The sequence below is a fragment of the Streptomyces sp. NBC_00210 genome (assembly GCF_045160975.1).
Taxonomy (GTDB): Bacteria; Actinomycetota; Actinomycetes; order Streptomycetales; family Streptomycetaceae; genus Streptomyces.
In genome coordinates this window covers 3,828,660-3,850,056 of sequence record NZ_CP108120.1, presented here as the reverse complement: position 1 = coordinate 3,850,056, position 21,397 = coordinate 3,828,660, and the positions used below count along the sequence as shown (strand labels likewise).

Below are 21,397 nucleotides of genomic sequence, written 5' to 3'. Positions count from 1 at the left end.
ACTAGCCGGGCGGCAAGTAAGTGTCGGGGAGTGGGAAACGATGGCCGGTATAGCGAAAGACCAGAAAGAGGCGACGGCGGGGGACGAGCCGCCGCAGCCTCGCAGTGTGCGGGTCGTGATCCTCGCGCTCATGATCGCCATGCTGCTCGCCATGCTCGACAACATGATCGTCGGCACCGCGATGCCGACCATCGTCGGCGAGCTGGGCGGCCTGGAGCATCTGTCGTGGGTGGTCACCGCGTACACCCTGGCCACCGCCGCCTCCACCCCGATCTGGGGCAAGCTCGGCGACATGTACGGCCGCAAGGGCACCTTCCTCACCTCGATCGTGATCTTCCTGATCGGTTCGGTGCTGAGCGGCATGGCCCAGGACATGGGGCAGCTGATCGGCTTCCGCGCCATCCAGGGACTGGGCGCCGGCGGCCTGATGGTCGGCGTGATGGCGATCATCGGCGATCTGGTCCCGCCCCGGGAGCGCGGCAAGTACCAGGGGATGATGGCCGCGGTCATGGCCGTCGCGATGATCGGCGGGCCGCTGGCCGGCGGCACCATCACCGACCACCTCGGCTGGCGCTGGAGCTTCTACATCAACCTGCCGCTGGGCGCCGTCGCGCTCGCCATGGTCACCGCGGTGCTCCACCTGCCGAAGAAGGAGCGTACGAAGGCGCGCATCGACTATCTGGGTGCGGCGCTGCTGACCGTGGGCATCACGTCGATCGTGCTGGTGACCACCTGGGGCGGTACGGAGTACGCCTGGGACTCCGCTGTGATCATGGAGCTGATCGCGATCGGCGTGGCCGCGCTCACCGGCTTCTTCTTCGTCGAGACCAAGGCCGCCGAGCCGATCATGCCGCTGCACATCTTCCGCAGCCGCAACTTCACGCTGATGTCGGTGATCGGCTTCCTGGCGGGCTTCGTGATGTTCGGCGCGGTGCTCTTCCTGCCGCTGTTCCAGCAGTCCGTCCAGGGCGCTTCGGCGACCAACTCCGGTCTGCTTCTGCTGCCCATGCTGCTGTCGATGCTCGTCGTCTCGATGTTCGCGGGCCGGGTCACCACCAGCACCGGCAAGTACCGGCTCTTCCCGATCATCGGCGCCGCACTGATGACGGCCGGCCTGTTCCTGCTCTCGACGATGGACACCGAGACCTCCCGGCTGACCTCCGGCCTCTATATGGCGGTGCTCGGCGCGGGCATGGGCTTCCTGATGCAGATCACCATGCTGGTCGCGCAGAACAGCGTCGAGCTGAAGGACATGGGCGTCGCCTCCTCAGGGGCCACCCTCTTCCGTACGCTCGGCAGCTCCTTCGGCGTCGCGATCATGGGTGCGCTGTTCACCGGCCGGGTGCAGGACGAGATGGCTGCGAGGGGTGGCGCGGGGATCACCCAGCGCTCTGCGCAGCTGGACGCCGCGAGCCTGGCCAAGCTGCCGGACCCGGTCCGTGAGGCGTACGAGTTCGCGGTGGCGTCCGGGACGCACGCGGCCTTCCTGCTGGGGGCGGCGGTCGCGGTGATCGGCTTCGTGGCGGCGTTCTTCGTCAAGGAGGTGCCGCTGCGGGGAGCGGGCCCGAAGGAGGCGGCGGCCGACGACGAGTCTGCGGGCAAGCCTGTGGACAAGGTGGCCGAGACCGTCTGACCTCGGCAAAGGCCCCGGACAAAGGCCCCGGGACAAAGCCCCGGCTGACGGCCCTCGGTGTGCACCCCGTGTGCACACCGGGGGCCGTTGTCAGTGGTGCGTGCCGGCATCGCGTATGCGTCCACAAGGGCTGCCGCTAGCCGGGAAGCGGCATCATCGGGAAGCTGCCCGTGTTGGTCGGCGCGTGCTCGGGCAGCCACAGCACCCCGATCGCGCCGCCGGACTCGCCCAGCGGCGTCGTGCCCTCCGGCGCCGCGTTGCGAAAGGTGAGCCGGGCACCGAGAACCCGCGCCTGGCCGGCCGCGATCGTCAGGCCCAGGCCGTGGCCTGTGCCCGCGCGGTCGCTCGCGCCCGTACGGAAGCGGCTCGGGCCCTCCCGCAGCAGCGCCTCGGGGAAGCCGGGGCCGTGGTCGCGCACCCGCACCACCCGGCCCTCGACCGTGACCTCGAACGGCGCCTTGCCGTACTTGGCGGCGTTGGTGAGCAGATTGAGCAGGATGCGCTCCAGCCGCCGTGGATCGGTGCTGACCCACGACTCGTGCACGACCCGGATACGGACATCGGGGTTCAGGGCCGAGATGCGGCGGTTGACGAACTCACCGAGCGCGATCTCCTGGAGCTCGGCCCGCTCCGACGCGCTGTCGAGCCTGGCCACCTCCAGCACGTCCTCGACCAGCGTCCGCAGGGCCTGGGCCCGGTCCCGTACCAACTCGCTGGGGCGGCCGGGCGGCAGCAGCTCGGCGGCCGTGAGCAGGCCGGTGACGGGGGTGCGCAGCTCGTGCGCGATGTCGGCGGTGACGCGGCGCTCGGCCTCGATGCGTTCGTTCAACGCGTCGGTGAGCGCGTCGACGGCGCGGGCCAGTTCGTCGGTCTCGTCGCGTACGACACCGCCGATGGCGTCCCTGACCCGTACCTCCGTATTGCCCTGCGCGACATTGCCGGCCGCCGCCGCCGCCTTGCGCAGCCGGCGCGAGAGCTGTCCGCCGATCAGCACACCGAGCGCGCAGCCGCCGAACACCACCGAGACGGAGCCGATGATCAGAGCCCGGTCGAGGTCCTTCATGACGGTGGCGCTGCGCCCGGCGAACTGGGTGTGCAGGGAGAGCACGTCGCCGTTGGAGAGCGGGACGGCGGCCCAGATCTCGGGCGGGCCGTGGTGGCCGTCCTGCACATAGCTGCCGCGCCGCTTCTCGTGCATCAGCTTCTGCAGCGGCCTGGGCAGCGTGCGGTCGTTGAGCTTGGTGTTGAACCGCGGGTCCTTGTTCTTGGACGTCTCGTACCAGCGCTGGGCGAGCAGCACCCGGTCCATCTGGACGTCGCGGGCGTTGTCCAGCATCGAGACGCGGGCGGCGTTGTGTACGACAAGGCTCAGCGCCATCGCGATGAGCGCGCCGACCAGCGCGATCGCGATGCTGATCTTCCAGCGGACTCCGGTACGCAGTACGAAGCGCTTCATGCTTTGAGCTTGTAACCGAAGCCGCGGACCGTTTCGATCCGGTCCTGTCCGATCTTGGTGCGCAGGCGCTGGACATGGACGTCCACGACCCTGGTGTCGCCGCCCCAGCCGTAGTCCCAGACCCGCTCGAGCAGTTTGTCGCGGGAGAGCACCGTGCCGGGCGCGGAGGAGAACTCCAGCAGCAGCCGCATCTCGGTCGGTGTCAGCGCCACCGGCTCGCCCGCCTTGCGCACCTCCATGCCCTCCGTGTCGATCTCCAGATCGCCGAAGGAAAGCAGCGCGCCCTGCGCGTCCTCGCCCGCCGTGTCCTCGCCGCCGGCCGTGCCGCCCGCGTGGCCGAAGCGGCGCAGCACCGCGCGGATACGGGCAACCAGCACCGCGCTGTCGAAGGGCTTGGTGACGTAGTCGTCGGCGCCGGCCTCCAGGCCGAGCACCACGTCGATCGAGTCGGCGCGGGCCGACAGCATGATCACCGGCACGGTCGACTCGTCCCGGATGCGGCGGCACAGGCTCACCCCGTCCAGGCCCGGCACCATCACATCGAGCAGCGCGATGTCCGGCCGGTCCGCGCGGAAGGCCTCCAGGCCCTGCAGCCCGTCGGGCATTGCCGTGACCACGAAGCCGTCGCGCTCCAGCGTCAGCTGGGTGGCCTCGCGGATGACGTCGTCGTCCTCGACGAACAGGACATGAGTGTCGGCCATCCCCCTGCTCTCAGTTCTCGTTCTTCGTGGGCGGTTCCGTGGCGACTACTTCGCCATCCCCGACCGCTCTGTTGAATTCATTGCGCACCCAGTGCAGCTGTACGAACTTCCCGCTCGACCAGTGGTACGTGGTCACTTCCTCGCCGGACGGCCCGGAGGAGTCGCCGTTCGTGTACACCTGCTTGGTCACCACCAGGTCTCCCCGGTCGATCGCGGAGTAGACCGTGGGCTCTTCGGCGGCGTAGACATTCTCGTACTTCGCGCCGTTCTCGCGATACACGTACGTGCCCATGCCAACAGCGTCGCCGCACGTCATCACATTGACGACGACATCGGGCGAGGCCCCGCCGGTGAGGTTGCCGTACGACGTGTCCACCGGGTAGGTGTCCCGGCCGCAGGGCTTGAGGTCGGCCTTGACTCGTTCGCTGACCTTCGGGTCGCTCTTGATCAGCTCCACCGCGTTGACGGACTTGGCGAACTGGGCCCCGCCGTTGGAGGAGGGCACGGCCGAGGGGGTGGCCTTGGCGACGGAGTGCGCCGCGCCCTCGTCCTGCACCCCGGTGCCGCCCGAGGAGCAGGCGACGGTGAACAGGCCGACGGCGGCGAGGCCGGCCACCGCCGCACCGCTCGCCGCCAGACTGCTGTTGCCCGCTCTGCCTTTCAGGCCGCGCACCGCTCCTGCCCCCGTTCTCCCCCGTTGCCCTGCTGGCGCGGGAGGTGCCCGCTGCGTTCACGATCCTGCCGCACCTCCCCGCGCTCCAGGGCGCGGAAGTCCAGGTCCCGGCTCTCCAGCTCCTGGCGGAGCCGGGCCAGCGCCCGGTGCAGCGTGCTCTTCACCGTACCCGCAGACATCCCCAGCGCGGCAGCGGTCTCCTCGGTGCTCATCTGCTCCCAGTGCCGCAGCACCACGACGCTGCGCTGCTTGGGCGCCAGTACCTTCAGTACGTCCATCAGCAGGGCGCGGTCCGCGCGCTGTTCGCTGCCGTCCTCGACGCTCGCGTCGGGCAGCTGCTCGGTCGGCACCTCTTCGAGCTTGCGGGCGCGCCACCACTCCGTACGCGTGTTGATCATCACGCGGCGGAGGTAGGCGTCGGCCAGCGACTTGTCCGCAATGCCGTCCCAGCGGCCGTAGGTGCGGACCAGAGCGGTCTGGAGCAGGTCCTGCGCGTCGATCGGGTCGGGGACGAGGCGGCGGGCGCTGCGCAGCAGTGCCTCCTGCCGGTTGCGTACGTACTCTTCGAACTCGAGCACCTCGCCGTGCGCCATTCCAACCGCCTCCGTCCCCGTTGAATCCCCGTGACAAGCACATGCCGTTTGCCTTACGTCGCAAGAAGCTACGGAGGTGTTGTCACGGGCCTGTGCGGAGCAGCCGTCGGAGGGCGCACGGCCATCCATCGGTTGTGTAACAGCGAATGTTTCAGGTCGGGTTCGGGTGGGAAACGGCACCCGGGCCTCCCCGGGGCCGGGTGCGCAATCAGCGGTGCGGCAGGCGGTAGACGCCGTTCTCCAGTGGCTCCACGAGGCCGTCGGCGACCAGTCCGTCCAGTGCCCGCGCCCGCTGTACGGGCTCGTGCCAGACCGCGTCCAGCGCCGACTGCGGGACCGGCACGACGGCCTCGCGCAGTACGGCGAGGAGCTTGCCGCGCACCTGGCGGTCCGTACCCGCGTAGGTCTGGCCCCGGCGTGCGGGGCCTTCGTACGCGGGCTTGCCCGCCAGCCGCCACGCGCACCGCGACGAGATCGGGCAGCGCGCGCAGTCCTCGTTCTTCGCGGTGCACACCAGCGCGCCAAGCTCCATGGAGGCCGCCGCCCAGCGGGCCGCGGTCGCCTGGTCGTCGGGCAGCAGCGCGCGGGCCAGCTTGCGCTCGGCGGCAGTCGTGGCGGTCGGCGGGTACTGGATGCCGCTCGCGGCGCGGGCGAACACCCGGCGGACATTGGTGTCGAGGACGGCATGTCGCTGTCCGTACGCGAACGAGGCGACCGCGGCCGCCGTGTACTCGCCGATGCCGGGCAGCGCGAGCAACTGCGCGTGCTCGCTGGGCACATCGCCGCCGTGCCGCTCCGTTATCGCCTGCGCGGCCCCGTGCAGCCGCAGCGCACGGCGCGGATAGCCGAGCCGGCCCCAGGAGCGGACGGCCTCGCCGGGCGCGTCCGCCGCCAGATCGGCGGGGCGTGGCCAGCGGGCCAGCCACTGCTCGTAGACCGGGAGCACCCGGCTGACGGGGGTCTGCTGCAGCATGAACTCGCTGACCATCACACCCCAGGCGCCGGCCTCGGGGCGGCGCCAGGGAAGATCGCGGGCGTGCTCGTCGAACCAGGCGATGACAGGGGCGTGGAAGGACGCCGCGTCGGCCTGGGCGGGGACGGTGGCGGTGGCGGGGTCTGCGGAGATGTCAGTCATGGCACTGACGATCCTGGCATGTCCGGGCGGGCGGACGGTGCATACGCTCCGGGGCCGCCGCGCCGTCGATACGGTCGGCAGTATGGTCCCCGGCCGGGCGGGGGCGAGCATGGCCGCGGACCGCCGTCGGGCGACGCGGAAGAGGCGCCCCCGGAGAGCCCCGGGGAGCGTCCCGAGGTGTGCACCGAGGAGCGCGTCGAAGGGCAGGAGCCCGGGCGGGAGTTGTACGCACAAACCCGCCGAAAGCGGGGCCACGGGCCGCGCCCGTGATGATGATCCGCAGAACTCGCGAAGTCGGGCGGCGGGTGGGACAGGAGTTGGCCCCGATCTCTCGTACAGTTTGCGCCGTGGGATCTCTGCGCAATCCGATCGGGCCGCTCCCCTCCTCCATCTACTGGCGACGGAGGGCAGTCGCGCTGTCACTGATCGCGCTGCTCGCGGTGCTGATCGCATGGGCGCTCAGTACCAGTGGCGGCAACGCCGGCAAGGGCGACGACAGCGCCAACGGTGCTACTCCCGCGCCCTCCATCACCCCCGGACCCTCGCAGTCCGGTCCCGCGATCAGTGAACAGCCGGGCGGGCGCGACGAGTCGGGGGACTCCGGCACCGGCGACGGCGGCACGGACGAGGGCGGTACGGGCACAGGATCCGACGGCGGCGCGGGCGGTGAAGCGGGCGCCGGCGGCGGCAACGGAGCGGGCGGCGCGGGCAGTGGCGGCGCGGGCGGGCAGCAGGTCCCGGCCTCCTCGAAACTCCCCGACTGCGCCCCGGGCGCACTGAAGTTGACCCTGCGCAGCGCCAAGGTCGCGTACGCGCCGGGAGAGAAGCCCACGTTCCAGCTGGTCGCCTCCAACTCGTCGGGGACCACCTGCAAGGCGGACTTCGGTCCCCGGGCGGCGGTGCTGACGGTCAAGGACGACAAGGACGACAAGGTGTGGTCGTCGAAGGACTGTCCGCGGGCGGCCGGCAGCCTGCTGTTGAGGGTCCCGGCGGGAGCGACGATCACGCACTCGGTGGAGTGGGACCGCAAGCAGAGCGCACCGCAGTGCGCGACGCCGCCGGCGGGGTTGGCGGGGGCGGGCACGTATCTGGTGGAGGCGGAGTATCCGGGGGTGACGGTGCTTCCGGCGTCGTTCCGCCTGGAGAAGGACTAGCGGTAGCCGGGGCCGGCGGTGGCTGCTCTGTCCTCAATCCCCGGACGGGCTTGATTTCTCGGGCAACCGGAATCACACGTAGCGTTCGAGGATCGAGGACTCAGCGAGACGCGACAGGCCCTCGCGCACGCTGCGCGCCCGCGCCTCGCCCACGCCGTCGACCGTCTGCAGATCGTCCACGCTCGCCGCGAGCAGCTTCTGCAGCCCGCCGAAGTGCTCGACAAGCCGCTCGATGATCGCGCCGGGCAGTCGCGGCACCTTCGCCAGCAGCCGGTAACCCCGCGGCGAGACCGCCGAGTCCAGCGTTTCCGGAGAGCCGCTGTACCCCAATGCCCTTGCCACTATGGGCAGTTCGAGAAGCTCGGCGTGCGTGAGGTCGTTCAGCTCGGTGAGCGCCTCGTCGACCGTGCGGGACCGCTTCGCGGTCGGCTCCGGCACATAGTCGCGTACGACCAGTTCGCGCTCGGGTTCCACGCCCGCGATCAATTCGTCCAGCTGAAGCGCCAGAAGGCGGCCGTCGGTGCCCAACTCCACCACATACTCGGCGATCTCCGTGGCGATCCGGCGCACCATCTCCAGGCGCTGCGCCACGGCCGTGACGTCCCGGACCGTCACCAGATCCTCGATCTCCAGCGCGGACAGCGTGCCCGCGACCTCGTCGAGGCGGAGCTTGTACCGCTCCAGGGTGGCGAGCGCCTGGTTGGCGCGGGAGAGGATCGCGGCCGACTCCTCGAGGACCCGGCGCTCCCCGTCGACGTACAGCGCGATCAGACGCATCGACTGCGACACGGAGACGACCGGGAAGCCGCACTGCCGGGAGACCCGGTCCGCCGTGCGGTGGCGGGTGCCCGTCTCCTCGGTGGGGATGGAGGCGTCCGGAACCAGCTGTACACCGGCCCGGTGGATCTTGCCGATGTCCTTGTCGAGGATGAGTGCGCCGTCGAGTTTGCACAGTTCGCGCAGCCGGGTCGCGGTGAATTCCACATCCAGCACAAAACCGCCGGTACACATGGATTCAACCGTTTTGTCCATACCGAGGACGAGAAGGCCTCCGGTGTTGCCGCGGAGGATCCGCTCCAGGCCGTCGCGCAGGGCGGTGCCGGGAGCGACCGCGCTCAGGGCGGCGCGGATCAGCGCTTCGTTGCCGGAGCCTCCGCCGGACTTTCCGGGTGCTGATGCCCCGTCCTTGGCTGCCACTGCACTCCTCCGGCTCGTACGGATGGGCGAGACCAGGGCAAAGTCTACCGGCGCGTGTCGTCGTCCCGGGTGGCCTCCGCACGCTCTTTGCGCGGGGCCGTTACAGAGGCTCCGTCGGAAGGTCTCTGCCGCCCGCGCGGGAGCACCCTCAGCGCGTCCCCCATGTCGGCTACTTCCGTCACCTTCATGCCGGCTGGGATCTTGCCCGGATCGGACGGCACGAGGGCGTGCGTGAAGCCGAGACGGTGTGCCTCGGCGAGTCTGCGCTGGACGCCCGTGACCCTTCTGACCTCGCCCGCAAGTCCCACCTCGCCGATCGCGACCAGGTTCTTGGGCAGTGGGGTGTCGCTGGCGGCGGAGGCCAGCGCGAGCGCGATCGCCAGGTCCGCGGCGGGCTCGGAGAGCTTCACTCCGCCCACCGTCGCGCTGTAGATGTCGCGCTTTCCGAGCGCGGTGATCCGGCCGCGCTGCTCCAGCACCGCGAGCATCATCGAGACCCGGGAGGTCTCCAGACCCGAGGTTGTGCGCCGGGGCGAGGGGATCTGCGAGTCGACGGTCAGCGCCTGCACCTCGGCGACGAGGGGGCGGCGCCCTTCGAGGGTGACCGTCAGACAGGTGCCCGGAACCGGGGCGTCCCGGCGGGTGAGGAAGAGCCCCGAGGGGTCGGCGAGCCCGGTGATGCCCTCGTCGTGCAGCTCGAAGCAGCCGACCTCGTCCGTCGCGCCGTAGCGGTTCTTGACGCCTCGTACGAGACGCAGGCGCGCATGCCGGTCGCCTTCGAAGGACAGCACCACGTCCACCAGATGCTCAAGGAGTCGCGGTCCGGCGATTGCGCCGTCCTTGGTGACATGGCCGACCAGGAGCGTGGACATCCCGCGCTCCTTGGAGGCGCGGATCAGCGCGCCGGCGACCTCGCGGACCTGCGCCATGCCGCCGGGTGCGCCGTCGATCTCGGGGGATGCGACGGTCTGTACGGAGTCGAGGATCAGCAGGGACGGCTTGACCGCGTCCAAGTGGCCGAGGACCGCGGAGAGATCGGTCTCGGCGGCGAGATAGAGATGGTCGTGCAGGGCGTTGATCCGGTCGGCGCGCAGCCGCACCTGGCTCGCGGACTCCTCGCCGGTCACATACAGCGTGCGGTGCTCGTCGCTTGCGGCCTTCGCCGCGACGTCGAGCAGCAGCGTGGACTTGCCGACGCCCGGCTCGCCCGCGAGCAGCACGACGGCGCCCGGCACCAGACCGCCGCCGAGGACCCGGTCGAGCTCGTCCACGCCGGTGGAGCGTGCGGTGGCCTGCCGTCCGTCGACCTGGCCGATGGGAACGGCGGCGGTGGAGACGCGGCCGGCGGCCGTGGTGCGGACCGCGGGTGCGCCGTACTCCTCGACCGTGCCCCAGGCCTGGCATTCGGGGCAGCGGCCGAGCCACTTGGCGGTCGTCCAGCCGCATTCGGTGCAACGGTAGGACGGCCGGTCCTTCGCGGATTTCGTACGGGCAGCCATGCGCAAACCGTAGCGGGGACCACTGACAACGCGGTCGCCGCGGGCTGCTTCACCACGTCCCCGCGGGCCGATTCCACTTCCCCAGGCCGGGTAACTCATCGGCGCCCGACTGGGCGGTAGGGATGGAATTAACGATTCCTGTCCCCCTTCGAGCGAACTGTTCACCCGTAAGGATTAAAAGTGTTCAAGGGGTACGAAGGGGGTGTGCTTATGAGCCTACGGTCGCCGGGTGACGAGCAGCAGGCTTGAGCCACCCACGCACACCACCGGCGCACACCGCACACACCGGCGCACGCCCCGTCCGTCCGCAGGGCTGTCTCCCGCACGTTACGAGCCGTACCTCGACGGCCTGTTCACCTACTGCCTCGCCGTGCTCTGCGACCACGACGCGGCGACCGCGCTACTCGGTGACGTACTCGCCATCGCCGAGCGCCAGTACGGGCGTTGCCCGTCCGGCGAGGCCGAGCGGAAGGCCTGGCTGTACGCGCTCGCCCGGTGGGCCTGTCTGCGGCGGCTGACCGAACAGCGGCGCAAGTCGCAGGGGGCGCACACCGGGCGCCCCGCGCGGCCCGCCGAATCGGCCGAGGCCCCGCGCGTCCCCGAGGACGTCGTCGAGCGCCGCCGCGGTGAACTGGCGCTGCTGGCCTGGCCGGAGGCGGCGGGCACCACACCCGAACAGCGCGAGGCGCTTGAACTCGCCGTCCGGCACGGGCTGGGGACGGGCGAGGTCGCCTCCGTCCTCGGCCTCGACCCGCTCGCCGCGCGTGAGCTGCTGGCCGCGGCGGCCTGCGAGGTCGAGCGCACCCGGGCCGCGCTCGCCGTCGTCGAGAGCGGCAACTGTCCGGCCGTCGCCCGGCTCACCGGCGACCACCGGGTGCTGCTCTCCGCCGCGTTGCGCCAGGAACTCGTCCGGCATGTCGACGACTGCCCGCGCTGCCGCCGCATCGCCGAGCGCGCGGGGGCGGGCGGCCCGTGGCCGGGGTCGGCCGTCACCCCGGCCGCGCTGCCGCTCGTCGAAGCCCCGCGGGCAGCCGTGTACGGGGCGATGGAGCAGGTTCCCCGGGCGCGGGCGGGCGCGCCGCGCTTCGGCCGCGACGGCTTTCCGCTGGACCCGAAGGACCACGCGGCCCGCCGCGGCCGGCTGAGGGCGCGCGCGCTGACCACCACGGTCGTGGCCACCGTCGTCGCGGCGCCGGTGCTGGCGCTGTGGGCGGCATACCGGGGCGCACCGCTGACGGGGGAGGGGCACGACGGGGCCTCGGTCATCGCCAGCGAGGCGGACGGGCCGCGCGGGATGCACGGCGAGCCGTACGACTACTACGAGAACGCGGGCAATGCGCAGGCGGAACCGGACTCGCGGTTCACGGCCGGCTCGCGCTCGCCGGACGTCTCGGTCGAAGTCATCAGCGTCGGCACGTCCACGCCGTCGTCCCGCGCCGGCCGCGCGAGCGGCCCGGGCCGCCTCACGGTCGAGGCGCAGCCGTCCGGCGACACGACGCGGATCACGCTGACGGCTTCGGGAGGCTCGTCGGTGAGGTGGTCGGCGTGGACCGACGCGGCGTGGCTGTACATGAGCCACACCTCAGGGACGCTGCGGCCCGGCGAATCGGTGACGATCTACGTGACCGTGGACCGTGCGCGGGAGCCGGCCGGGGCCTGGAGCGCGCGGGTGGGGGTGGACCCGTCGGGAGCGGTGGTCGAGATCGACGGCTTCGGCGCGACCCCGTCGGACCCGGCACCCACCCCGTCGGATCCCACGCCGACCCCGACAGAGCCGTCTCCGGAGCCGACGCCGACCCCGTCGGACCCGACTCCGACAGACCCCACGCCGACCCCGTCGGACCCGCCTCCGTCGGACCCGCCCCCGACCTCGTCGGAGGACGGGTCGTCGCCCCCGCCTTCCCAGTCGGGCTGAGCCTCAGTGATTCAGGCTCAGTCCGAGGGGTTCGACGGGTCCGCCGGGTGCGGCGCCACCAGTGGAAGCTGCGACGACAGGCGGGCCTCGCACAGGTCCGCCAGGACGTCGTACGCCTTCTTGCCCATCAGTTCCGTCAGCTCCGGGCGGTACGTCACATACACCGGCTCTCCCGCCCCGTGCGCCGACGTCGCCGATGTGCACCACCAGTGGAGGTCGTGGCCGCCCGGGCCCCAGCCCCGCCGGTCGTACTCGCCGATCGACACCTGGAGCACGCGCGTGTCGTCCGGGCGGTCGATCCAGTCGTAGGTCCGGCGGATCGGCAGCTGCCAGCAGACGTCCGGCTTGGTCTCCAGCGGCTCGCGGCCCTCACGCAGGGCGAGGATGTGCAGCGAGCAGCCCGCGCCCGCCGGGAAGCCCGGGCGGTTCTGGAAGATGCACGAGCCCTCCCACCGCCGCGTCTGGCGTTCGCCGTCGTCGTCGAGCTGGACCCAGCCGCCCTCCGTCCCCTCGTCGTGGAACTGCCACAGCTCCGGAGTGAGCCGCGCAACATGCTCCGCGACCCGCTGCTCGTCGTCCTCGTCGGAGAAGTGCGCACCCAGCGTGCAGCACCCGTCGTCCGCCCGGCCCGCCTGGATGCCCTGGCAGCCGCTGCCGAAGATGCAGCTCCAGCGCGAGGTCAGCCAGGTCAGATCGCAGCGGAAGACCTGTTCGTCGTCGGCGGGGTCCGGGAACTCGACCCACGCACGCGCGAAATCGAGCCCCTTCTCGTCGCGCTCGTCGCGTCTGGGCTCGTCACGCTGCTTCGAGGGCTTGGCTTTGCCCGGCTTCGCCTTTTTCGTCTTTGGCACAGGCCCAGCGTATGCGCGTAACGGCAGTAGCGTTCGCTCCATGAGACTCGGAGTCCTCGACGTCGGTTCGAACACGGTGCACCTGCTGGTGGTGGACGCCCACCCTGGAGCCCGTCCGCTGCCGGCCCATTCGTACAAGGCGGAGCTGCGGCTCGCCGAGCTGCTCGACGACGACGGGGCGATCGGTCCCGCCGGTGTCGAGCGGCTCGTCGAGACGATCGAGGGCGCGGTGCAGGCCGCGGAGGACCAGGGCTGCGAGCAGGTGCTGCCGTTCGCGACCTCGGCCGTCCGCGAGGCCACCAATGCCGACACGGTGCTGGCCAGGATCAAGGCCGAGGCCGGGGTCGATCTGCAGGTCCTGACCGGCGACGAGGAGGCCCGGCTCACGTTCCTCGCGGCCCGCCGCTGGTTCGGCTGGTCGGCCGGCAAGCTGCTGGTCCTGGACATCGGCGGCGGCTCGCTGGAGATCGCGTACGGGATCGACGAGGAGCCGGACAAAGCCGTGTCGCTGCCGCTCGGCGCGGGCCGGCTGACCGCCGCGATGCTGCCGGGTGACCCGCCCGACCCGCAGGACGTGAGGGCGCTGCGCCGCCATGTGCGCGCCGAAATCGCCCGTGTGGTCGGTGAGTTCAACCGGCTCGGACGGCCGGACCACGTCGTGGCGACGTCCAAGACCTTCAGGCAGTTGGCGCGTATTGCGGGGGCGGCCCGCTCCACCGAGGGGCTGTACGTGCAGCGTGAACTGAGTCGTAAATCACTGCAGGAGTGGGTGCCGAAACTCAGCTCCATGACGGTCGAGCAGCGCAAAGAGCTCCCGGGCGTGTCCGAGGGCCGTGCCCGCCAGCTGCTGGCAGGAGCCCTGGTCGCGGAGGGTGCGATGGATCTGTTCGGGGTCCAGGCGGCCGAAATCTGCCCCTGGGCGCTGCGCGAGGGCGTCATTCTGCGGCGCCTGGACCACCTCCCGACCTCCTAGCGCGGGCCCGTACCCTGTCTCCCGTGGCAGAACCGGCAGAACCAGTGGTGCGCATCCCGGATGCGAAGGTTGTCCTGTCGACGGCTTCCGTCTATCCGGAGTCCACGGCGACGGCCTTCGAGATTGCCGCGCGCCTGGGGTACGACGGCGTCGAAGTCATGGTCTGGACCGATCCCGTAAGCCAGGACATCGAGGCCCTGCGCCGTCTCTCGGACTACCACGAGGTACCGATACACGCCGTCCACGCGCCCTGTCTGCTGATCACCCAGCGGGTCTGGTCCACCGACCCCTGGGTCAAGCTCCAGCGCGCGCAGGCGGCGGCGGAGAAGCTGGGGGCGTCGACGGTCGTCGTGCACCCTCCCTTCCGCTGGCAGCGGCAGTACGCCCGGGACTTCGTCACCGGAATCTGGCGGATGGCGCACGAGACGGACGTCCGTTTCGCCGTCGAGAACATGTACCCCTGGCGCTACCGGGACCGCGAGATGCTTGCGTACGCACCCGACTGGGACGTCACCAAAGAGGACTACCGGCACTTCACGATCGACCTCTCGCACACCGCGACCTCCCGGACCGACACCCTGGCGATGGTCGACCGGATGGGAGACCGGCTCGGCCATGTGCATCTCGCCGACGGCAAGGGGTCGGCGAAGGACGAGCACCTGGTTCCGGGCCGCGGCAACCAGCCCTGCGCCGAGCTGCTGGAGCGCCTCGCCCGTAGCGGCTTCGACGGCCATGTCGTGATCGAGGTCAACACCCGGCGCGCGATGTCGGCCGCCGAACGCGAAGCCGACCTCGCCGAGGCCCTCGCCTTCACCCGGCTGCACCTGGCCTCGGCAGCCCGCATCTCATGACGGGCACGTCACCGAAGCGGCGCGGCCGCCCGGCCCGTACGGAGTCGGACAGCGGCCCCGGCGCCCGCGAGCGCATCCTCGCTGCCGCCCGTACGGAGTTCGCCGAGCGCGGCTACGACAAGACGACCGTCCGCGGCATCGCCCGGGCCGCGGGCGTCGACCCGGCCCTCGTGCACCACTACTTCGGTACGAAGGACGAGGTGTTCGCAGCCGCCATCGAGGTCTCCTTCGAGCCGGCCCTGGTCATCCCGGTGATCCTGGGCCAGGGCGCGGAGGGTATCGGCGAGCGGCTCGCCCGCTACTTCATCGGGGTGTGGGAGAACCCGGTCAGCCGGGCGCCCATGCTGGCGATCATCCGTTCGGCGCTCACCCACGACGCGGCGGCGAAGGTGCTGCGGAGCTTTGTGCTGCGGCGTCTTCTCGAGCGGATCGCGGGCGATCTCGATGTGCCGGACCCGAAATTCCGGGCGGAGCTTGCGGCCTCGCACATGATCGGCATTGTGATCCTGCGGTATGTGATTCAGGTGGAGCCGCTGGCCTCGGCGGACCCGGAGACGATCGTGGCGATGGTGGCCCCTACGTTGCAGCGGTATCTGACCGAAGCGTGAGGCCCACGCGTGAGAGCCCAAGCGCGAATGACCGAAGCGTGAGCCGGGCGTCCCGTATAACGGACAGGGTGTCCAGATCTTGGAGCCTCGGCGTACGCTCGAATGAGTCCTATCCGTCTGAAGGAGCGAGCGACGATGCCCGAGCTGAGGTCCCGCACTGTCACCCACGGCCGCAATATGGCGGGCGCCCGCGCCCTTATGCGGGCGTCGGGCGTAGCCAGTGCGGATATCGGCAAGCCGATCATCGCCGTCGCCAACTCCTTCACGGAGTTCGTGCCCGGGCACACCCACCTCGCCCCGGTCGGCCGGATCGTGTCCGACGCGATCCTGGCGGCGGGCGCCGTGCCCCGTGAGTTCAACACGATCGCCGTCGACGACGGCATCGCGATGGGCCACGCCGGCATGCTCTACAGCCTGCCCTCCCGCGACCTGATCGCAGACTCCGTCGAGTACATGGTCGAGGCGCACTGCGCGGACGCGCTGATCTGCATCTCCAACTGCGACAAGATCACTCCGGGCATGCTGATGGCCGCGCTGCGCCTCAACATCCCGGTCGTGTTCGTCTCCGGCGGCCCCATGGAGGCCGGTCAGGCCACGCTCGTCGACGGTACGGTCCGCAAGCTCGACCTGATCAACGCCATCGTGGACGCGGTCAACGAGAACGTCTCGGACGAGGACGTGCTGCGTATCGAGGAGAACGCCTGCCCGACCTGCGGTTCCTGTTCCGGCATGTTCACGGCGAACTCCATGAACTGCCTGACCGAGGCGATCGGCCTCTCGCTGCCGGGCAACGGTTCCGTCCTCGCCACCCACACCGCGCGCAAGGCGCTGTACGAGAACGCCGCCCGCACGGTCGTCGACATCACCCGGCGCTACTACGAGCAGGACGACGATTCCGTCCTGCCGCGCAATATCGCCACCCGCGCGGCCTTCGACAACGCCATGGCCCTCGACATCGCCATGGGCGGCTCGACCAACACGATCCTGCACCTGCTGGCCGCCGCCCAGGAGGCCGGGCTCGACTACGACCTCAAGGACATCGACGCGGTCTCGCGCCGGGTGCCGTGCCTGGCCAAGGTCGCGCCGAACGTCGCCCCGGGCGGCACGTACTACATGGAGGACGTGCACCGGGCGGGCGGCATCCCCGCCATCCTCGGCGAGCTCTACCGCGCCGGACTCCTCAACGAGGACGTCCACACGGTCCACTCGCCGGGCATCAAGGAATGGCTGGAGGCGTGGGACGTGCGCGGCGGCTCGCCCTCGGACGAGGCCGTCGAGCTGTGGCACGCGGCCCCCGGCTGTGTCCGCTCCGCAACCGCCTTCTCGCAGTCCGAGCGCTGGGAGTCGCTGGACACCGACGCCGCTGGCGGCTGCATCCGCGACGCGGCGCACGCGTACTCCAAGGACGGCGGCCTCGCCGTCCTCAAGGGCAATCTCGCCGTGGACGGCTGTGTGGTGAAGACCGCCGGCGTCGACGAGTCGATCTGGACCTTCGAGGGCCCGGCCGTCGTCTGCGAGTCGCAGGACGAGGCCGTCGACAAGATCCTGCGCAAGCAGATCAAGGAGGGCGACGTCGTCGTCATCCGCTACGAGGGCCCCAAGGGCGGCCCCGGCATGCAGGAGATGCTGTACCCGACGTCCTTCCTGAAGGGCCGAGGGCTCGGCAAGGCCTGCGCGCTGGTCACGGACGGCCGCTTCTCCGGCGGCACCTCGGGCCTGTCGATCGGCCACGCCTCGCCGGAGGCGGCCTCGGGCGGCACCATCGCGCTGGTCGAGGACGGCGACCGCATCCATATCGACATCCCGAACCGCACGATCGAACTGCTGGTGTCCGAGGAGGACTTGGCTGCCCGGCGTGAGGCGCTGGGTGGCGTCTACGCGCCGAAGAACCGCGAACGGAAGGTCTCGGCGGCGCTGCGGGCGTACGCCGCGATGGCGACGAGCGCGGACAAGGGCGCGGTGCGGGACGTGTCCCAGCTCGGCTGACCGTTTTCCAGCCCGTCCGGCGATTGAGGACATGCGGCCGAAGGCCGCATACGGGGTCCGGGGCGGAGCCCCGGCCATGGGAAGGGGCGCGGCGGGGAAAAGTCTCCCCGCCGCTCACCACCGCGCCGGATCCTCCGCGTTGAGCGCGAACACCGACCCGTCCGGCGCCGTCCCGTACACCTCGCCCCCCGTCGCGAGAGGCGTGGGCAGCATGGACGCGAACGTGTAACGCCCGTCGTCCATACGCGGTTTCGTCTGGCCGACCAGAACACCGCGCAACGCGTCCACCGCCAGCAGCCGCCCGTCCCCGGCCGTCACGTACACCGCGTGCGCATCGGCGGCCGGGCGCGAGAGGTGGGTCACCGAGGTCTCGAGTCGCCACAGCTGCGCGGGTTTGGACCCGCCGGTGTCGAGGGCGAGCAGCGCGCCGCCCGATCCGCTGAGATAGACGGTGTTCCCGGCCACCGTCGCCTGCGCCTGGTCGAGGGGTGTGGGCAGTGCGACACGGCGGACGGTACGCGCGCGGCCCGTGGTGTCGAGCCGTACGACGGCGTCCGTGAAGCCGTCGCTGTTGGCGGCGAGCAGATACAGCGCACCGCCCACTCGCTGTACCGGACTCAGCGCCCCCTTCACCCGCTTCTGCCACAGCAGCTCGCCGTTCGCCGGATCGACCGCGCTGACCAGCGTCGACGTACCGTCCGGCGAAGGCGTTGCGGCGAGTGCCGGCCCTTCGGCGCCCGGGGACGAGACCCACTGGGCGCCGCGTCCGCCCCGCTGCCGGGTCCAGCGTTCCTTGCCCGTCGCCGCGTCGACGGCCCGTACCCGACCGCTCTCGGTCACCAGCAGCACCATGGAGCCGGCGTGCCGGACCGAGGAGTACGGGGAGATGTCGAGGTCCCAGCGCACCGTGCCCGATTCCGGGTCGAGCGCTTCGAGACGGTGTCCGCCGGGCGCGACCACGTGCAGCAGTCCTCCGGCGAGCACCGGAGTCATGCCTTCGTCGGTCTGCGTCGTGGTGGTGCCCGCCGGCGTGGACCAGAGGGTCTTGCCGTTGTCCGGGTTCAGCCGGGCCGCCTTGATCCCCGGGGCCGCGCAGTAGAGCCCGGAGCCTCCCGCCGCGCAGACCGGTGTCCTGTTCTCCCCGTCCCCGTCGCGCAGGGACACGCTCCAGGGGCTGAAGCCGTGCGCGGCGCGGGGCGCGCCGGGTGCGGAGCCCGTGGTGTCGCCGTCCACCACGGCTCGTACGACGACGATCCCGGCCGTGACCAGCACGACGAGCGCCGCGCCTGCCGCCACCCACCGCAGCTTGCGGCTCAGCCGGAGCCGGGGGCGTGCGGTGAGCCGGCGGAGCGCGTTCTCGCGGGGGTCCGGGGGCCGCTGCGCCGGTATGTATGCCTGGGTGTCGCACGAGGACGAGGGCGAGGAGCTGCGCAGCGCGATCATCAGCTCGTACGGCGTCGGCCTTTCCGCCGGATCCTTCGCCAGGCAGCGCCGGAACAGCGGCACAAGATCCTTCGGTACCCCCGCCAAGTCCGGTTCGTTGTGCACCACTTGGTAGGCCACTATGTACGGGCTGTCCGAGTCGAAGGGGCCGCGCCCGGTCGCCGCGTGCACCAGCACGGCGCCCATGGCGAACACGTCGGCGGCAGGCCCGACTTCGCGCGGGCGCTGGAACTGCTCGGGTGCCATGAACGGCGGCGTACCGATCAGCTTGCCCGTCTCCGTACGCAGATCGCTGTCCGCGGGACGGGAGATGCCGAAGTCGATGACCTTGGGCCCGTCGGGCGCGAGAAGCACATTGCTGGGCTTGAGATCGCGGTGCACCACGCCGGCGCGGTGGATGTCGCGCAGCGCCTCGGCCAGTCCCGCGCCCGCCTTGCGCAGCTCGTCCGCGCTCAACGGCCCATTCCGCTTCACGCGCTCGGCGAGCGTCGGGCCCTCGATGAACAGCGTGGCCATCCAGGGCCGTTCGGCCTCCGGGTCGGCATCGACGACGGGCGCGGTGAAGGCGCCGCTGACCCTGCGGGCGGCCGCGACCTCCTGCCGGAAACGGGCTCTGAACTCGGGATCCGAGGCATGCTCGGCATGGATGACCTTGACCGCGAGGCGCAACTCCGATGCGGAGCTGGCCAGATGGACGACACCCATTCCGCCTGTGCCCAGGCATGACTCAAGGCGGTACTGCCCGGCATATTCCGGATGCTCCGCTTCCGGGAACCGCCCGGTGCTGCGCAGCGGTGGCATCTTCCACCCCCGTGTTGTTCGTGCGCACGCGCGACGCACGGAGCCTAGTCGATGATGCGTGCGATGCAGGTGTGGCTTGCTAGCCTGCGCGGCGTACGGAAGAGACCGTACGGATCAAGACACCGTAACGGAAACAAGTCACAGTGGCGGGGGAGAAGTTCCATGGCTGTTGAAGAAGTGCAGAGCGAGTCCGAGAGCTTTGGCGAGACCTACGAGGAGACCACGGCCAAGCGCTATCCGGTCGCACCGGGTGTGGCGCTGAACGTGCGCAGCGGTCCCGGCACCAACTACCGGCTGATCAAGGTGCTCCCGATCGGCGCCCGGGTGCCGATCAACTGCCAGAAGCCGGGGGAGTGGGTCAGCGGCCCGTACGGCACCTCCAACATCTGGGACAACATCGCCAACGGGCAGTTCGTTGCGGACGCGTATGTGAACACCGGAAGCGATGGCTATGTGACCATCCGCTGCTCCTGAGGGGGCGGCGGTCTCGCCCCGGGGATAATCGACCTTGTGAGCGAGCAGAGTGAGCAGAGCGAGATGCACGCCGGCGGCGGCCCGCAGCCCGAGCCGATCCGTTTCTTCGGCACGACCTGGGTCGGCCGTGACGGGGGCTACGGGCTGCGCCGCGCCGGTGCTGCCGTCGGCTCGCTCGCGGCCGCCGTCGCGGGCTGCCTCGTACTGCGCTTCGCCTACCAGGGCCTGGCGGTGGCGGACGTCGGCGGCTTCGTCAACACGCTGGTCGTGGTCATGTTCGCGATCTGCAGCGCTGTCGCCTTCCGTAAGACCTGGGAGGGCTTCACCCGCCGCGGCACCGGCCCGGTCGGCGATGACTCGCTGCGCAGCCTCAAGTTGATCGGCTTCGTCGGCCTGCTCCTCGCGTACTTCTTCCGCTCGCTGACCGAGGCGCCGGGCGAGAAGCTGCACCGTGCGGAGTACGAGACGGCCCGCGCGCAGTACGAGAAGCGCCGCGGCGCGCGCACCGGCAACCCCGCGGCCCGCAAGGCGAAGAGCGGTGGGCCGAAGAGCGGTGGGCCGAAGGGCGGTGCGTCCAACGGTGGTGGGTCCAACGGTGGTGGGTCGAAGGCCGGTGGGTCGAACGGTGGCCGGGCAAAGAGCGGCAAGTCCCGGCGTAAGTAGCGGCATTCCGGTGAGGATGGTGCGCATGACGGATCATGCACTGCGCGCGCTTTCCTTCGACGCGGTCGCCGCCCAGTACGACGCAGCACGTCCCGGCTACCCGCCCGCCCTCTTCGACGCCGTCGAGGAGCTGACCGGCCGCGCGCTCAGCGGCTCGCGCGTCATAGATGTCGGCGCGGGCACCGGCATAGCGACCCGCCTGCTCCGCGAGCGCGGCGCGCAGGTCACCGCCGTGGAGCCGGGCGTCAAAATGGCTGCCCAACTGCGCAGCACCCTGCCGGACATACCGCTGGTGCGGGGCCTCGGTGACGCACTGCCGCTGGCCGACGGCTGCGCCGACCTCGTCACATACGCCCAGTCCTGGCACTGGACCGACCCGGCGCGCTCCGTCCCGGAGGCACTGCGGGTGCTGCGGCCGGGCGGTGCGCTCGCCCTGTGGTGGAACGTCTCGGACCCCGCTGTGCCATGGATCGCCGCGCAGGACGAACGCCTCCGCCGCGAGCTGACGTACGGGGCGCACGGCGCCGGGGGTCGCGCCCGGCGGCTGCCGGACGGGCTGGAGTCCGTCGAACGCCGGGTGAACTGGACCCGGCGGGTCCCGCTCGACACCCACCTCGCCAACCTCGGCAGCCACTCGATCTTCCTGGTGCTCGGTGAGGAGGCCACGGCCAGCTTCCTGGCTCAGGAGCGGGCCGAACTGCTTGCTCTCTTCCCGGACGGCGTTGTCGAGGAGGCGTACGCCGTGGAGCTGACTGTCACCGTCCGCGCGCCCGGCACCTCCACGTTTTAGG

18 protein-coding genes and 1 pseudogene are annotated in these 21,397 nt (G+C 70.9%); 10 read left to right on the top strand and 9 right to left on the bottom strand.

The window, feature by feature from the left end:
• The first annotated feature begins 40 nt into the window (after positions 1–40).
• Positions 41–1,633: an MDR family MFS transporter gene (locus tag OG729_RS17450; RefSeq protein ID WP_405806963.1), complete on the top strand. Its 1,593-nt coding sequence runs from the start codon at positions 41–43 to the stop codon at positions 1,631–1,633.
• A gap of 136 nt (positions 1,634–1,769) precedes the next feature.
• On the opposite strand, the gene cseC is transcribed toward OG729_RS17450, so the two are convergent.
• From cseC to OG729_RS17425, 5 genes are all read right to left on the bottom strand, one after another.
• Positions 1,770–3,089 (bottom strand): two-component system sensor histidine kinase CseC, encoded by a 1,320-nt coding sequence (cseC, locus tag OG729_RS17445; protein WP_360871398.1) that lies wholly within the window; start codon positions 3,087–3,089, stop codon positions 1,770–1,772.
• Complete coding sequence (gene cseB / locus OG729_RS17440) at positions 3,086–3,790, bottom strand: two-component system response regulator CseB (RefSeq protein WP_405806960.1); 705 nt, start codon at positions 3,788–3,790, stop codon at positions 3,086–3,088. Before cseB ends, cseC begins: the two co-directional genes overlap by 4 nt.
• 10 nt (positions 3,791–3,800) lie before the next feature.
• The gene (locus tag OG729_RS17435; RefSeq protein ID WP_405806959.1) at positions 3,801–4,463 is read right to left on the bottom strand and encodes a hypothetical protein; all 663 of its coding nucleotides are present in this window, start codon (positions 4,461–4,463) and stop codon (positions 3,801–3,803) included.
• Positions 4,451–5,056, bottom strand: a complete 606-nt coding sequence (locus OG729_RS17430) for a SigE family RNA polymerase sigma factor (RefSeq protein WP_360871407.1) — start codon at positions 5,054–5,056, stop codon at positions 4,451–4,453. The genes OG729_RS17435 and OG729_RS17430 overlap by 13 nt, the downstream gene beginning before the upstream one ends.
• Before the next feature lie 208 nt (positions 5,057–5,264).
• Entirely contained in the window at positions 5,265–6,191 is a 927-nt protein-coding gene (locus OG729_RS17425; RefSeq protein ID WP_405806957.1) for an A/G-specific adenine glycosylase, read from the bottom strand.
• Positions 6,192–6,538: 347 nt separating this feature from the next.
• Here OG729_RS17425 and OG729_RS17420 point away from each other — a divergent pair, with 347 nt between their 5' ends.
• A complete protein-coding gene (locus tag OG729_RS17420) occupies positions 6,539–7,345 on the top strand; it encodes a hypothetical protein (protein WP_405806955.1) in 807 nt (268 codons plus the stop codon).
• Between the two features lie 72 nt (positions 7,346–7,417).
• On the opposite strand, the gene disA is transcribed toward OG729_RS17420, so the two are convergent.
• Complete coding sequence (gene disA / locus OG729_RS17415; RefSeq protein WP_360871416.1) at positions 7,418–8,542, bottom strand: DNA integrity scanning diadenylate cyclase DisA; 1,125 nt, start codon at positions 8,540–8,542, stop codon at positions 7,418–7,420.
• A gap of 44 nt (positions 8,543–8,586) precedes the next feature.
• Complete coding sequence (radA, locus tag OG729_RS17410; RefSeq protein WP_405806953.1) at positions 8,587–10,041, bottom strand: DNA repair protein RadA; 1,455 nt, start codon at positions 10,039–10,041, stop codon at positions 8,587–8,589.
• Positions 10,042–10,270: 229 nt separating this feature from the next.
• Here radA and OG729_RS17405 point away from each other — a divergent pair, with 229 nt between their 5' ends.
• The gene (locus OG729_RS17405) at positions 10,271–11,956 is read left to right on the top strand and encodes a BACON domain-containing protein (protein WP_405806952.1); all 1,686 of its coding nucleotides are present in this window, start codon (positions 10,271–10,273) and stop codon (positions 11,954–11,956) included.
• 17 nt (positions 11,957–11,973) lie between these two features.
• Here the strand turns inward: OG729_RS17405 and OG729_RS17400 are convergent, their stop codons facing one another.
• On the bottom strand, positions 11,974–12,807 hold the full coding sequence (locus tag OG729_RS17400; protein WP_405806951.1) for a hypothetical protein: 834 nt from the start codon (positions 12,805–12,807) through the stop codon (positions 11,974–11,976).
• 40 nt (positions 12,808–12,847) lie between these two features.
• On the opposite strand from OG729_RS17400, the gene OG729_RS17395 reads away from it, so the two are divergent.
• From OG729_RS17395 to ilvD, 4 genes are all read left to right on the top strand, one after another.
• Complete coding sequence (locus tag OG729_RS17395; protein ID WP_360871426.1) at positions 12,848–13,780, top strand: Ppx/GppA phosphatase family protein; 933 nt, start codon at positions 12,848–12,850, stop codon at positions 13,778–13,780.
• A gap of 23 nt (positions 13,781–13,803) precedes the next feature.
• Positions 13,804–14,631, top strand: a complete 828-nt coding sequence (locus tag OG729_RS17390; RefSeq protein ID WP_360871429.1) for a sugar phosphate isomerase/epimerase — start codon at positions 13,804–13,806, stop codon at positions 14,629–14,631.
• A complete protein-coding gene (locus OG729_RS17385) occupies positions 14,628–15,239 on the top strand; it encodes a TetR family transcriptional regulator (protein ID WP_360871432.1) in 612 nt (203 codons plus the stop codon). The genes OG729_RS17390 and OG729_RS17385 overlap by 4 nt, the downstream gene beginning before the upstream one ends.
• A 135-nt stretch (positions 15,240–15,374) precedes the next feature.
• Positions 15,375–17,225 carry a dihydroxy-acid dehydratase gene (gene ilvD, locus OG729_RS17380; RefSeq protein ID WP_405806950.1) on the top strand — a complete coding sequence of 617 codons (1,851 nt, stop codon included), beginning with the start codon at positions 15,375–15,377 and terminating at the stop codon, positions 17,223–17,225.
• Between the two features lie 114 nt (positions 17,226–17,339).
• On the opposite strand, the gene OG729_RS17375 is transcribed toward ilvD, so the two are convergent.
• A complete protein-coding gene (locus OG729_RS17375; RefSeq protein WP_405806949.1) occupies positions 17,340–19,469 on the bottom strand; it encodes a protein kinase domain-containing protein in 2,130 nt (709 codons plus the stop codon).
• Positions 19,470–19,631: 162 nt separating this feature from the next.
• Between OG729_RS17375 and OG729_RS17370 the strand changes: the two genes are divergently transcribed.
• The 3 genes and pseudogenes from OG729_RS17370 (at position 19,632) to OG729_RS17360 (ending at position 21,396) form a co-directional block, all read left to right on the top strand.
• Positions 19,632–19,943: a peptidase gene (locus OG729_RS17370; RefSeq protein ID WP_360871440.1), complete on the top strand. Its 312-nt coding sequence runs from the start codon at positions 19,632–19,634 to the stop codon at positions 19,941–19,943.
• A 63-nt stretch (positions 19,944–20,006) separates the two neighbouring features.
• Positions 20,007–20,477: pseudogene (locus tag OG729_RS17365) on the top strand (hypothetical protein); the annotation flags it as partial.
• Positions 20,478–20,631: 154 nt separating this feature from the next.
• The gene (locus tag OG729_RS17360; protein ID WP_405806947.1) at positions 20,632–21,396 is read left to right on the top strand and encodes a class I SAM-dependent methyltransferase; all 765 of its coding nucleotides are present in this window, start codon (positions 20,632–20,634) and stop codon (positions 21,394–21,396) included.
• The last annotated feature ends 1 nt before the right edge of the window (position 21,397 follow it).

Excerpts from the sequence above, each read along its gene's own strand:
- OG729_RS17425 (WP_405806957.1), bottom strand. The coding sequence starts at position 6,191 with ATGACTGACATCTCCGCAGACCCCGCCACCGCCACCGTCCCCGCCCAG.
- OG729_RS17370 (WP_360871440.1), top strand. The coding sequence starts at position 19,632 with ATGGCTGTTGAAGAAGTGCAGAGCGAGTCCGAGAGCTTTGGCGAGACC.
- cseC (WP_360871398.1), bottom strand. The coding sequence starts at position 3,089 with ATGAAGCGCTTCGTACTGCGTACCGGAGTCCGCTGGAAGATCAGCATC.
- OG729_RS17360 (WP_405806947.1), top strand. The coding sequence starts at position 20,632 with ATGACGGATCATGCACTGCGCGCGCTTTCCTTCGACGCGGTCGCCGCC.
- cseB (WP_405806960.1), bottom strand. The coding sequence starts at position 3,790 with ATGGCCGACACTCATGTCCTGTTCGTCGAGGACGACGACGTCATCCGC.
- OG729_RS17385 (WP_360871432.1), top strand. The coding sequence starts at position 14,628 with ATGACGGGCACGTCACCGAAGCGGCGCGGCCGCCCGGCCCGTACGGAG.
- ilvD (WP_405806950.1), top strand. The coding sequence starts at position 15,375 with ATGCCCGAGCTGAGGTCCCGCACTGTCACCCACGGCCGCAATATGGCG.
- OG729_RS17395 (WP_360871426.1), top strand. The coding sequence starts at position 12,848 with ATGAGACTCGGAGTCCTCGACGTCGGTTCGAACACGGTGCACCTGCTG.
- radA (WP_405806953.1), bottom strand. The coding sequence starts at position 10,041 with ATGGCTGCCCGTACGAAATCCGCGAAGGACCGGCCGTCCTACCGTTGC.
- OG729_RS17375 (WP_405806949.1), bottom strand. The coding sequence starts at position 19,469 with ATGCCACCGCTGCGCAGCACCGGGCGGTTCCCGGAAGCGGAGCATCCG.
- OG729_RS17450 (WP_405806963.1), top strand. The coding sequence starts at position 41 with ATGGCCGGTATAGCGAAAGACCAGAAAGAGGCGACGGCGGGGGACGAG.
- OG729_RS17430 (WP_360871407.1), bottom strand. The coding sequence starts at position 5,056 with ATGGCGCACGGCGAGGTGCTCGAGTTCGAAGAGTACGTACGCAACCGG.